Raw genomic sequence first — 12,150 nt, forward strand, 5'->3', positions numbered from 1 at the left:
GCCCGCCGCGCGGTCACTTGCCGCCGTTGACGGTGGCCTCGGTGACGGCGCCTTCCGCCACACCCCACTTGTCCATGATCTTCTTGTACTCGCCGTTGGCGATCACCGCGTCCAGCGCCGCCTTGAGGGCGTCGCGCAGCTGCGTGTTGTCCTTGGCGACCGCGATGCCGTACGGGGCGGCCTCGACCTGCTCGCCGACGATCTGGAAGTCCTTGCCGCCGCCGGAGGTCTTCACCGCGTAGGCCGCGACCGGGAAGTCGGAGGAGCCGGCGTCCGCGCCGCCCGCGCGCAGGCGGGTCTGGGCCTGCTGGTCGTTGTCGAAGGCCTCCATGGAGATCTTCTTGCCGGCCGGGCACTTCTCGTTCTCGGCCTTGGCGAGGTCCTCGGAGACCGTGCCGCGCTGGAGCACGAGCTTCTTGCCGCACAGGTCGGACCAGGTCTTGATGCCCTGGTCGTCGCCCTTCTTGGTGTAGATCGAGACACCGGCGGTGAAGTAGTCGACGAAGTCGACGCCCTGGCCGACCTTCTTGCCGGTGTCGGCGTCGATGCCCTCCTGGCGGTCCTTGGTGTCGGTCATCGCGGACATGGCGATGTCGTACCGCTTGGAGCGCAGGCCGGTGATCAGGGTGTCGAAGGTGCCGTTCTCGAACTCGAACTTCACCCCGAGCTGCTTGCCCAGTGCGTCCGCGAGGTCGGGGTCGATACCGACGGTCTTTCCGGAGTCGTCCTTGAACTCGACCGGTGCGTAGGCGATGTCGGAGCCGACCTTGATGGTGCCCTTGTCGCGGATCGACTGGGGCAGCTTGTCGGCCAGCGGGGCGCCGCCCGAGGACTGGTTGTCGCTGCTGCCGGAGTCGCCGTTCTCGGTCTGGTCACCGCATCCGGTGAGCAGCAGGGCGCCTGCGACCGCGATCGCACCGACCGCTGCTAGCCGGGAGTGCGCGGCGGTCGTACGACGGGTGGAGCGTGCGGTCATGGTGGTTCCTCCGGCGGATGAGGGAGTACCCGATGGGGACGGTGGAGTTCCGGTGGGACGGACGCCGGCCGGGGGCCGGACGGCGCCGCGGGTCGTCGCGAGCACACATCTTCGAGCGCCGCGACCTCGTGCGATTACGGCATCTTGCCATTCGGACTCGGCCATTCAGGGGGGACGTCATGTCAAAATCGGATAACGGGTCACCCCCCGAACCGCACCAGGTCGGTACATCACGACCGAACCTTTGCGGGAATCTGCCCTTCCGGCCGGAAGATCTACGGAATTTCTCGTTATCCGAAGCTGTATCGCGGGTGAGCCGGGCCGTCGAAGGCGGAGTTCGCGGGTATGTCAAGGGGTGCCGGGAAGTTGTCCGGAACCCCGGCTATGAGCCATGTCACCGACATGCGGGGTGCGGGGTCCGGCATGTGAGCTTGCGCTTATCGGACTCGTCGCGGGGGCCGTCCGTCGGGTAAGAAGGTTCTTTACACCCCTCATCAGGGGCTCAGGGCGCGTGTGCGGCGCGCCCGTCGCGCAGGGGCCTCGTGGCCCAGACAGCCATCTCCCTGTGCGGTGCCCGCCCATTCCTCACCAGGAGTGGACAAACCCTCAATCCATGAACTCTTAAGGGGTAAGACAAAGTGGCAGCGGAGATCGTCAATCCTCGCAGCGACAGCGACGCCAGTGCGGAGCAGGAGACGGGCGCCGAGCCGCTCGACTCCTTCGACCCCGCGTTCGCGCTGCACCGCGGCGGCAAGATGGCCGTGCAGGCCACCGTGCCGGTCCGCGACACGGAAGACCTGTCCCTGGCGTACACGCCCGGCGTCGCGAAAGTGTGCAGCGCGATCGCCGAGCAGCCCGACCTCGTGCACGACTACACCTGGAAGTCGTCGGTCGTCGCGGTCGTGACGGACGGGACGGCGGTGCTGGGGCTCGGGGACATCGGGCCCGAGGCCTCCCTTCCCGTGATGGAGGGCAAGGCCATCCTCTTCAAGCAGTTCGGCGGCGTGGACGCGGTCCCGATCGCTCTGAACTGCACCGACGCCGACGAGATCGTCGAGACCGTGGTCCGGCTCGCGCCCTCCTTCGGCGGCGTCAACCTCGAGGACATCTCGGCGCCGCGGTGCTTCGAGATCGAGCGCAAGCTCCAGGAGCGCCTGGACATCCCGGTCTTCCACGACGACCAGCACGGCACGGCCGTCGTGACGCTGGCGGCACTGCGGAACGCGGCGCGGCTGAGCGGGCGGACGCTGGGCGAACTGCGGGCGGTGATCTCGGGCGCGGGTGCGGCCGGGGTCGCCATCGCCAAGATGCTGGTGGAGGCCGGTATCGGGGACGTCGCGGTCGCCGACCGCAAGGGTGTCGTCTCGGCGGACCGGGACGACCTGACGCCGGTGAAGCGGGAGCTGGCCGGCTTCACCAACAAGGCCGGGCTCTCGGGTTCGCTGGACGCGGCCCTGTCGGGCGCCGACGTCTTCATCGGGGTCTCCGGCGGTACGGTGCCGGAGCCGGCGGTGGCCTCGATGGCGAAGGGCGCGTTCGTCTTCGCGATGGCCAACCCGAACCCCGAGGTGCATCCGGAGGTCGCCCACAAGTACGCGGCGGTCGTGGCGACGGGGCGCTCGGACTTCCCGAACCAGATCAACAACGTGCTGGCGTTCCCGGGCATCTTCGCGGGCGCTCTCCAGGTGCGGGCTTCGCGGATCACCGAGGGCATGAAGCTCGCGGCGGCCGAGGCGCTGGCGTCCGTGGTGGGGGACGACCTCGCCGCGGACTACGTCATTCCGTCGCCCTTCGACGAGCGGGTGGCGCCGGCCGTGACGGCGGCGGTGGCCGCGGCGGCCCGGGCGGAGGGGGTTGCGCGCCGGTGACGGTGTGAACTCCTGCGGTGTGGTGAGCGGTCTCGTCCCTGGTGGGCGGGGCCGCTCGCTTGTTTTGGGTGCGGGTGCGGGTGCGGGTGCGGGTGCGGGTGCGGGTGCGGCTGCGGCTGCCGGTGCCGGTGCCGGTGCCGGTGTGCTTGGGCTGGGCGGGGGTGGGGGCGGTGGCCGGCGTTGGCCGGGTGCCGCTGCGCCCACCCGTGCCGCCCCAGCGGCACGACTGCCCGCAGTTGGGGCGGCGGGTGCAAGAGGGGGTGTGTCACATGGCTGTGTGGTTTCGGTTGGGCGGTGGGGAACCTATCGTCAAGGTCATGTTCGCTGTCTACGCCGCCCGAATCGACCGCGACCAGCCGCTGGCCGGCCTGGAGTTGGGAGAGCTTCCGGCTCCCGAGGCCCGCCCCGGCTGGAGTGTCGTCGATGTCAGGGCCGCCTCCCTCAACCACCACGACCTGTGGTCCCTGCGCGGCGTCGGCCTCCCCGAGGACCGGCTGCCGATGATCCTCGGCTGCGACGCCGCCGGGGTCGACGCGGACGGCAACGAGGTCGTCCTGCACTCCGTGATCGGCCAGACCGGTCACGGGGTCGGCCCCAAGGAGCCCCGCTCCATCCTCACCGAGCGCTACCCGGGGACGTTCGCCGAGCAGGTCGCCGTGCCGACCTGGAACATCCTGCCCAAGCCCAAGGAGCTCTCCTTCGAGGAGGCCGCCTGTCTGCCGACGGCCTGGCTGACGGCGTACCGGATGCTGTTCACCAACGCCGGGGTGCGTCCCGGTGACTCCGTGCTGGTGCAGGGCGCCGGCGGTGGTGTCGCCACGGCCGCGATCGTGCTCGGCAAGGCGGCGGGGCTGCGGGTCTTCGCCACCAGCCGGGACGAGGCCAAGCGCAAGCGGGCCCTGGAGCTGGGTGCCGTGGAGGCCGTCGAGACCGGGGCGCGGCTGCCGCAGCGGGTCGACGCCGTCATCGAGACCGTGGGCGCCGCCACCTGGTCGCACTCCATCAAGTCGCTGCGGCCCGGCGGCACGCTGGTCATCTCCGGGGCCACCAGCGGCGACCGGCCCTCGCACGCCGAACTGACCCGGATCTTCTTCCTGGAGCTCAAGGTCGTCGGCTCCACGATGGGTTCCAAGGACGAGCTGGAGGACCTGCTGTCCTTCTGCGCCGCCACCGGTGTGCGTCCCGTCATCGACGAGGTGCTCCCGATGGACCGGGCCCGAGAGGGGTTCGAGCGGATGGCTTCCGGAGGGCAGTTCGGCAAGATCGTGCTCAGCAACTCCTGAAGTTCTTACTTCTGGCATCCCCCCAGGTGCGGCGGGTCCGGTTCTCCGGGCCCGCCGTTGGCGTTCGCCGTCCCGGCGCCGCTCCCATGTCAACTGGGGTTGACGCCGGTGTCATGTCAACCTATGTTGACATCATGAGCGAAGCAACGGATCTCGCCACGCGTGCGGGTGACCGTGATCCCCGGATCGGGCTGCGGGCGGTTGCCGCCCTGCGCAAGCTGGTGGAGCAGCTGGAGGCCGTACAGGTGCGCAGCGCGCGTCAGCGGGGGTGGTCGTGGCAGGAGATCGCCACGGAACTCGGGGTCAGCAGGCAGGCCGTGCACAAGAAGTACGGGAGGCATTGATGTTCGAGCGATTCACCAAGGACGCCCGCACGGTCGTGCAGGGGGCCGTCGAACACGCAGAGGAGGCGCGGGCGGGGACCGTGGAACCCGAGCACCTGCTGCTCGCGCTGCTGGACCGGGAGAGCAGCCGCGCCTCCTTCGCGCTGGCGGCGCTCGGTGTCGATGAGCACCGGGACGCGGTACGGCGGGAGCTGCGGGAGGTGAGGCGCCGTGCCGGTCTGTCGCAGGCCGAGACGGAGGCCCTCGCCGGGCTGGGGATCGACGTCTCCGAGATCGTCGCCCGGGTGGAGGAGGCCCACGGAGCGGGTGCGATGTCCGTCGGCGACCGGAAGAGCGGGCGCCGCTGGTCCGGGCACCGCAGCTTCAGCCGGGGTGCCAAGGAGGTGCTGGAGAAGGCGCTGCGGGTCGCCGTCGCCCGGCGTGAACGGCACATCGGGGACGAGCACATCCTCCTCGCCCTGGCCGTCCGCCCCGGTGTCCCGGCCGAGGTGCTCGCCGACCACGGGGTGACCCACGAGTCGCTGACCAGGGTGCTGGGTGACGGGGGCGGGCAGGCCTGCGCCTGAGCGGCGCCCCTGCGGCGGACGGCGCCCCTGCGGGGGCGGGGCGCCGTCCGCCGGACTCAGCCCTTCGGGGTCCGCAGGATCACCCCGATGTGCGCCGCAGCCTCCGACAGCCGGCGGCGGGTGTCGCGCACCTGGTCGGCCGTCACGCCGTGGTCCCGGGCGGCGTCGCGGATGTCGTCCCGGAAGCGGTCGAGCAGCCGGTCCAGATCGCGGGCCGGGTCGCCGGTGGACTCCGCCGCGTCCTCGTGGGCCCAGCTCGGGGCGTACCCGGCGGGGAAGTCCTCCGGCGTGACGGAGTACTCGGCGCCGGGGGAGCGGTCGGTCCGCGGGCCGGTGCTCCCGGTGTCGGTGCGGCCGAAGCCCCAGTCCCTGCCGAACTCCTTCCCGAGGTCCTTCCCGAAGTCCTTCCCGAAGTCACCGACCTCCTTGGCCAGTTCGCTCAGGCCCTCGCGCAGTCCGGTCGGCCAGTCGCCCCGTGAGAAGTGGTCCTGCACCTGCTCCTGCACGCGCTGGGCGATGCGCTGGACCTCCTCCTGCGCCTGGGCCCGGGCGCGCTCCTGGGCCTCCTTGGCCTGGCGCCTGGCCCGCTGCGCCTCGTCGCGGGCGCGGCGGCTCTCGTCCTTGGCGCGACGGGCCTGCTCCTTCCACTCCTGCTTGACCCGCCGCATCTCCTCCTTGGCGGCCCGCCACGCCTCCTTCTCGTCGGCGTCCCCGGCACCGCCCGCGGCGCCGCTCCACTCGTCGTGCGCGCCGGTGCCGGTGCCCCGCCGGGCCGCGGTGGCCGCGGCCCGCATCTCCCGGCGCAGATCGCCGGCCGCGCCCCGCACGTCGGCCCGGATCTCGGCGGCCAGCTCGGCCACCGACTCCCGGATCTCCAGCTCCAGGTCGGCCAGCTCCCCGCTGCGGTCGGCCAGCTCGGCGCGGCCGGCGTCCGTGATGGCGTACACCTTGCGGCCGCCCTCGGTGGTGTGGGTGACCAGGCCCTCCGCCTCCAGCTTGGCCAGGCGCGGGTACACCGTGCCCGCGGACGGCGCGTAGAGGCCCTGGAAGCGCTCCTCGAGCAGCCGGATCACCTCGTAACCGTGGCGCGGGGCCTCGTCCAGGAGCTTGAGGAGATAGAGGCGGAGGCGGCCGTGGGCGAAGACGGGGGGCATGTCAGAGCACCTTCTTGTCGGTCGTGCCGTCGGAAGGGGTGCCGGTGGCGCCCTGGTCCCGGACGGAAGCGGAATTGTCCCCCGAGTCGCCCCGCGCGTGGTCCGCCGGGCCGGTGTCCTCTGGCTCCCCCTCCCACGGTGCGTCCTCCGCGGCCGGACGGCGGAGCAGGGCGATCGAGCCGGAGACCGTGGTGGCCTTCAGCCGGCCGTTGCCCGCGCCGAGCCGGCCGGTGATGCGCTTGGCCCCCCACTGGCCGCCCACCCGGAGGTCCTCGAAGGCGCTGCTGACCGTGCCGCTGGCCGTGTTCGCCTCGACCCGGGCGTCGGCCGGCTGGGGCAGCCGGATGGCGATCTCGCCCGAGACGCTGTTCAGGTTGATGTCGGTGGGTCCGCCGGCCGGGTCCAGGTCGACGATCATCGAACCGCTCACCGAGTCGGCCCGCACGGAGGAGCCCGCCTCCACCACCGTCAGATCGCCGGAGACGGAGTTGAAACGCAGGTCGCCGGTGAGGGCCTGCGCCTCCACGCTCCCCGAGACGGTGTCGGAGCGGACCGGGCCCGCGAGGCTCACCAGCGTGGTGTCGCCGGACACGCCCTTCACGTCGGCGGGGCCCTCCAGGCCGGAGACCACGGCCGCGGCGCTGACGGCGCCGACCTCCACGCGGGTGCCCGTCGGCACCGCCAGGGAGACCACGGCGCTGCGCCGCCAGCCCTTGCGGTCCAGCCATTTGAGGAAGCCCTTCCAGGGAAGGTCCTCGTACGCCACCGTGAGCACGCCGTCCCGGTGGGTCACGATCAGGGGTGGCCCCTCGATCTCGGAGACCTCCAGGCGGGCGGAACCTTCTTCGGTGCCCACCACGTTCACCGTTCCACCGACGACGCGTACGTGCAGCCGGCTCACGGGCTCGTCGAAGGTGAGCTTCCTGGGCTCGGCGACGGACCACTCGGACATGGTGACGACCTCCTCGACCGAACGCGCCATATCGCGTCCTCCGCAATTCACGATATATCGCGGTGGTCGAAAGTCAAGACACCCGTTCTGGTGATCAATGATCGGCCGGCCGGAGTGACTTGCCATAACTTGTCCCTATGTCGACGGAAGAGTCCGTTCCCGCCCCCGCTCCGGCTCCCGGGGCCCTGCTGCTCTGCCGCGCGGAGCCGGACCCCGTCGCCGCCGTCGCCCCGCTGCTGGGCGAACGCATGCCTCTGGTGGGGGCGGGTGAGGGATGGAGCGCCCTCGTGCCGCGGGGCGGGCCCTGGCGCGACGGCGGGGAGCCCGTCGACCGCGTCGCCGCCGGCTGGGCCGCCGCGCTCGCCGTCGGCGCCCCCTGGCCCGTACTCGCCCTGTGGTGGGACGCGGACCGGGCCGGATACACCCTCGCCTCCGGCTTCCGCCGCCCCGTCGGTTACGTGTGGCTCGCGGACGGCACCCCGGCGGGCGAGGACGAGGCCATGCGCACCTTCGCCGCCCGTATCGGCCTCGACCCCGTTCTGGACGTCCAGTCACTGGACCGGCTGACCCGACCGGATCCGGACGCCGGCCAGGGTGCTGCTGCCGGTGCCGGTGCCGGTGTCGACGCGCGCGCCAGATTGCGCGGACTGCTGGCGGTGCTCACCCGCGCGGGGATCACCCTCCCCGCCGGACTGGCCCCCGGTGAGGACGCCGACCGCCTGGGCAGGGCCGCGCGTGCCCTGCCCGGCGTGCGGTGGACCGAGGCCGCCGGGCGCCGCCCGACCGTCGACGAGAGCCGCCTCGCCCCCTGGATGCCCTGGGTGGGTGGCCCCGGAGCCCGCGCACTGGCGCTGGCACAGACGGCGGCCGGCCTCACGCTCACCGCCTGGGGGCTGCGGCGGCACAGCGGCGGATGGACCACGGCGGGCGCGCTGCTGATCGCGCACGGCGCGCTCGGGACGGCGTACGGCCTCACCAAGCGCGCCTGAGGGCACCCACCCGGCGAGCCCGCCCGAAACCACCTATCGGCGAGCGCGCCCGACGGCGCTCCGGGATGCCCGGGCGCACCCTGCGCGCCCGCGCGCCTACTCGTCCTCGTCCTCGTCGTCCAGCCGTGCCAGCCACGTCGCCAGCCGCTCCACCGGCACCTCGAAGTCAGGATTCAGGTCGACGAAGGTCCGCAGCTGCTCGGCGAGCCACTCGAAGGTGACCTCCTCCTCGCCGCGCCGCTTCTCCAGTTCCTCGATGCCTCGGTCGGTGAAGTACAACTCATGCTCCTGATGCGGGTGGGACGGGCCCCACGGCGTACCCGTCCAGGGTAGTCCGTACGCCCCGCCCGCTCCTCCCCGCTCGCGGGCGGGGGTCGCGGCCCGCCGGGCTGGGTATTAACCTCGTCGGGATCAAGTGACCGGTGCCCGTGCCCGGTTGGGGCGGGGCGGGCTCGACGGGGGAGCGCAATGAGCCACATCCAGGACGTGCTGTTGCCGGACGGGACGGTGGTCACCGCCCGGATCAGCGAGGCGGACGGGTACGACGACCAGGAGGACGTCGGTTTCACCGAGGCCGCGGTGGCCAAGGTCGAGCGGCTCCAGGAGCTGATCACCGGGGTCGGCTCCTCGGTGCTGAGCGCGGCCCGCGCGGCCGGGCCCAGCGAGGCCGCCATCACCTTCGGGGTGGAGCTGACCGCCAAGGAGGGACTGGCTTTGGCCGTGCTCGCCCGGGGCGAGACCAAGGCGTCGCTGGAGGTCACGCTCACCTGGCAGTTCGACCGGCCCGGCGGGCAGGCGGACGGACAGGCGGGCCCGCCGGTACCGGCCCCGCACGAGTGACGGGCATGAGCGAGGGCAACGACCGCCTCTACGAACTCGCCCGCGCCGCCACCGTCCACCTGCTGCCCGCCCGGGGCGACGGCGCGCCGCTGTGGGGGAGCGGCTTCTTCGTCGCGCCGGGCCTGGTCCTCACCGCCGCCCACGTACTGCGCCCGCACCTCGCGGCGAACCCGGACACCCCCTTCAGGGTGCGCGGTGACGGGGTCGACGCCGAGGCCTGCCTGGAGCAGTGGCTGCTGACCGACCCGCGCCGCCAGACGGTGCCCCTGGAGGAGGACCTGGCCCTGGTCCGGCTGGCCGGGGAACCCGGGGAGCACCAGCACGAGTGCGTGTGGCTCGCCGACCGGGCCGTGCTCCACTCCGGCGCCCTCAAGGTGTGCGGCTACCACCCAGGACCGCCCGAGACGCACTTCCGGATCGTCGACGCCGAGATCAACGGGCACGAGGACCGGCACGGGCTGATCATCAAGCCCGACATCGACTTCCCCGCCGGTGTCTCCGGCGGCCCGCTCCTCGACCCGGAGACGGGAGCCGTGATCGGGCTGGTCAAGTCGCGCCGCAAGCAGCAGGACGGCGGCAAGGCCGTCGCCGTCTCGGCCCTGCGGAACTTCGGACCGGCGTACCGCACGCTGCTGGCCGCGCACGACCGCTGGCACGGCGACGAGCCGCAGTCCCCCGCCGGGGACAACTGGATAGACCTCCAGGGCGGCCCCCCGGCCGGCGCGGGCGAGCAGTGGACCCCCGCCGACCGCCGGGAGGCGCTGCGCCTGCTCGCCGAACTGCCCCCGCCGCCGGACGCGCCCACCGTCGAACTGCTCGCGAAGAAGGCGCGCAGCCGCAACACCTGGCCGGGCGCCACCCCCGAACTGCTCACCTGGCGGGACGGCACCGGACTGCTCTACGAGGGCGCCCGCCCGCTGCAGGCGCTGACGTTCCTGCGCTACCTCAGGTTCGTCGAGCTGTACACGGAATCCCGGGGCGGCGACGCGGCCGCCCTCGGCCGGTGGATCGAACGGCGGCTGCGCCGCGAACCGAGCCGGCCCCTGCACGACCTCGTCCACGACGCCGGCCTCCCGGAAGGACTGCGACCGGCCCCCGACACCGGGCCGGAACGCATCGTGATCCCCTACCCGGGGCCCGGTGAGGGGGTGACCGTGGCCGTTCTGCTCGACCCGGTGATAGGGGCGCGGCCCACCCGGTTCTTCTGGCAGATCTGGTACGACGACGGCCACGGCGATCCCGAACTCCACGAGGTGGACGGCTCCGTCCACGGGCACGACCCCGCCGACCTCGTCCAGGCCCTGCGCACGCCGCTGGGCCGGCTGCTGCGGGCCAAGGACCAGGAGGGCCGGCCGGTGCCCCTAGAAGTCGCCCTCCCGGTCGAGCACTTCGACACCGCCGTGCACCGCTGGCGCTTCGACGACATGGCCGAGCTCAACGACGCCGGTCACCTGGGGGCGCGTCGCAGAGTGGTGCTGCGCGCCCTCGAGCGCCGGGGAGATCCGGACAAACTCTGGACCGAGCGCTGGCAGGCCATGGCCGCCCAGCAGCGCTTCAGCGGCTGGCGCACCCCGGGGCAGGGCGGCTTCCCCGGTGCCCACGGCTACCGCGACGCCGCCTTCGACCGCATACCGGTGATGTGCCGCCCGGTAGGCCGTGACCCCGGACGCACCGCCATGCGGCTCGCCCTGGAGAGCGGGCACGGCATCGCCCTGTGGCACGTCGACGGCCACTCCTCCCGGGTGTGCCCCGAGTCGTGCGACACCCTCTACGCCCGGGCCGAGGAACTCCTCGCCACGCTGGGCTCCCTCGCCGAACTGCCGGACCGGATACGCCAGGTCCGCCAGGAGATCAGCGAGCTGCGGGACGGCCACGCCTGGGCCGAGCCGATGGCCCTCCTGTACGACGACCCGCGCCGCCCCCTGCCCTCGGAAGAGGGCGGGACGCTGGACGCTCCCCTGTGAACGCCGGACGCGCACCCGCATCCGCACCCCGGCGCGCACCCGCATTTGCACCCCGGCGTGCACCCGGCGGGCGCCGCGCGGGAGGCCGCGAATGGCCGGAACGCGCCGGTTCCCGGGTGGGGTACGGGTACATTCCCAGGGGCCCGTTGTGGGTGCACGACGCCCTCGTCGGCCAGGCCGTGGACAACCGCCGACCGTCGACGAGGAGCACCGCATGAGCGAGTGGTTCATCTACCGGGGCACCGGGCAGCCGGATCCCGAGCGGATCGGGCAGTTGCCCGCCCCGCCCCCGTGGCGGGCCTTCGACACCCCGGCCGTGGACTACGACGTACCGGCACTCGGGTCCTCCTCCCGGCGCCGGCTCGGCGCGCGCACCGTCCCGCTGTCCATCCAGGACACCGGCACCCTCGAACTGGTCAACGCCGCCCTCTACTTGCGCCGCCCGCTGCTCGTCACCGGCGAACCGGGCGTCGGCAAGTCGACGCTGGCGCACTCCGTCGCCTACGAACTCGGCCTCGGCCGGGTCCTGGAGTGGCCGGTCGTCAGCCGCAGCGAACTGCGGGACGGGCTCTACACCTACGACGCCATCGGCCGCCTCCAGGACGCCCAGTTGCCCGACGGACAGGGCGCCCCGGACATCGGCCGGTACATCAAGCTCGGCCCGCTCGGCACCGCGCTCCTGGCCGCCGACCGGCCCCGCGTCCTGCTCATCGACGAGCTGGACAAGAGCGACATCGACCTGCCCAACGACCTGCTGAACGTGCTGGAGGAAGGCGCGTTCGCCATCCCCGAGCTGGAGCGGATCGCCGACCGCACCCCGGTCGTCGAGGTCCTCACCGACGACGGCAGGCGGGTCGCGGTCACGGAGGGCAGGGTGCGGTGCCGGGCCTTCCCCGTCGTCGTGATGACCAGCAACCGGGAGCGCGAGTTCCCCGCCCCGCTGCTGCGCCGCTGCATCCCGCTCGACCTCAGGGCCCCGCGCGACGAACGCCTCGCCGCCTTGGTGCAGGCCCATTTCGGCCAGGGGTCCTACGACGGCAACCGCGACATCGTGGACCAGTTCGCCCGCGCCGAGACCGACGGGGCACTGCGGCCCACCGACCAGCTGCTCAACGCGATCTTCCTCGCCCAGTACGCCGCCCGCGACGCCGCGCACCGGCGCGAGGAGATCTCGGACCTCCTGATGCAGCCCCTGGACCGCGGGCCCCGGTAGC

General features: G+C 72.7%; 12 protein-coding genes. 8 read left to right on the forward strand and 4 right to left on the reverse strand.

What is annotated here, in order from left to right:
- Nucleotides 1-13: 13 nt before the first annotated feature.
- Nucleotides 14-976 carry an ABC transporter substrate-binding protein gene (locus tag Sco07f_RS28360; protein WP_087789565.1) on the reverse strand — a complete coding sequence of 321 codons (963 nt, stop codon included), beginning with the start codon at nucleotides 974-976 and terminating at the stop codon, nucleotides 14-16.
- Nucleotides 977-1,614: 638 nt separating this feature from the next.
- On the opposite strand from Sco07f_RS28360, the gene Sco07f_RS28365 reads away from it, so the two are divergent.
- The 4 genes from Sco07f_RS28365 (at nucleotide 1,615) to Sco07f_RS28385 (ending at nucleotide 5,037) form a co-directional block, all read left to right on the forward strand.
- A complete protein-coding gene (locus tag Sco07f_RS28365) occupies nucleotides 1,615-2,844 on the forward strand; it encodes an NAD(P)-dependent malic enzyme (RefSeq protein WP_007444624.1) in 1,230 nt (409 codons plus the stop codon).
- Nucleotides 2,845-3,161: 317 nt separating this feature from the next.
- Nucleotides 3,162-4,127, forward strand: coding sequence for a zinc-binding dehydrogenase (locus Sco07f_RS28375; protein WP_108989561.1), 966 nt, complete (start codon nucleotides 3,162-3,164; stop codon nucleotides 4,125-4,127).
- 134 nt (nucleotides 4,128-4,261) lie between these two features.
- Nucleotides 4,262-4,471 (forward strand): helix-turn-helix domain-containing protein, encoded by a 210-nt coding sequence (locus Sco07f_RS28380; RefSeq protein ID WP_042825163.1) that lies wholly within the window; start codon nucleotides 4,262-4,264, stop codon nucleotides 4,469-4,471.
- The gene (locus tag Sco07f_RS28385; RefSeq protein ID WP_007444627.1) at nucleotides 4,471-5,037 is read left to right on the forward strand and encodes a Clp protease N-terminal domain-containing protein; all 567 of its coding nucleotides are present in this window, start codon (nucleotides 4,471-4,473) and stop codon (nucleotides 5,035-5,037) included. The genes Sco07f_RS28380 and Sco07f_RS28385 overlap by 1 nt, the downstream gene beginning before the upstream one ends.
- Nucleotides 5,038-5,093: 56 nt before the next feature.
- Here Sco07f_RS28385 and Sco07f_RS28390 read toward each other — a convergent pair whose 3' ends face one another.
- Nucleotides 5,094-6,191, reverse strand: a complete 1,098-nt coding sequence (locus Sco07f_RS28390; RefSeq protein ID WP_087789561.1) for a PadR family transcriptional regulator — start codon at nucleotides 6,189-6,191, stop codon at nucleotides 5,094-5,096.
- A gap of 1 nt (nucleotide 6,192) precedes the next feature.
- On the reverse strand, nucleotides 6,193-7,143 hold the full coding sequence (locus Sco07f_RS28395) for a DUF4097 family beta strand repeat-containing protein (protein ID WP_159106996.1): 951 nt from the start codon (nucleotides 7,141-7,143) through the stop codon (nucleotides 6,193-6,195).
- Nucleotides 7,144-7,280: 137 nt separating this feature from the next.
- Between Sco07f_RS28395 and Sco07f_RS28400 the strand changes: the two genes are divergently transcribed.
- Nucleotides 7,281-8,132 carry a hypothetical protein gene (locus Sco07f_RS28400; RefSeq protein ID WP_108989563.1) on the forward strand — a complete coding sequence of 284 codons (852 nt, stop codon included), beginning with the start codon at nucleotides 7,281-7,283 and terminating at the stop codon, nucleotides 8,130-8,132.
- A 96-nt stretch (nucleotides 8,133-8,228) separates the two neighbouring features.
- On the opposite strand, the gene Sco07f_RS28405 is transcribed toward Sco07f_RS28400, so the two are convergent.
- Nucleotides 8,229-8,411, reverse strand: a complete 183-nt coding sequence (locus Sco07f_RS28405) for a DUF6104 family protein (protein ID WP_003961784.1) — start codon at nucleotides 8,409-8,411, stop codon at nucleotides 8,229-8,231.
- Between the two features lie 189 nt (nucleotides 8,412-8,600).
- On the opposite strand from Sco07f_RS28405, the gene Sco07f_RS28410 reads away from it, so the two are divergent.
- The 3 genes from Sco07f_RS28410 to Sco07f_RS28420 all read left to right on the forward strand — a co-directional run bounded on the left by Sco07f_RS28410 (nucleotide 8,601) and on the right by Sco07f_RS28420 (nucleotide 12,149).
- Nucleotides 8,601-8,972, forward strand: a complete 372-nt coding sequence (locus tag Sco07f_RS28410) for a CU044_2847 family protein (RefSeq protein ID WP_007444586.1) — start codon at nucleotides 8,601-8,603, stop codon at nucleotides 8,970-8,972.
- A 5-nt stretch (nucleotides 8,973-8,977) separates the two neighbouring features.
- On the forward strand, nucleotides 8,978-10,936 hold the full coding sequence (locus Sco07f_RS28415; protein WP_108989564.1) for a VMAP-C domain-containing protein: 1,959 nt from the start codon (nucleotides 8,978-8,980) through the stop codon (nucleotides 10,934-10,936).
- A gap of 214 nt (nucleotides 10,937-11,150) precedes the next feature.
- A complete protein-coding gene (locus tag Sco07f_RS28420) occupies nucleotides 11,151-12,149 on the forward strand; it encodes an AAA family ATPase (protein WP_007444588.1) in 999 nt (332 codons plus the stop codon).
- The last annotated feature ends 1 nt before the right edge of the window (nucleotide 12,150 follow it).

The sequence above is a fragment of the Streptomyces coelicoflavus genome, from assembly GCF_003112555.1.
GTDB classification, from domain to species: Bacteria; Actinomycetota; Actinomycetes; order Streptomycetales; family Streptomycetaceae; genus Streptomyces; species Streptomyces coelicoflavus.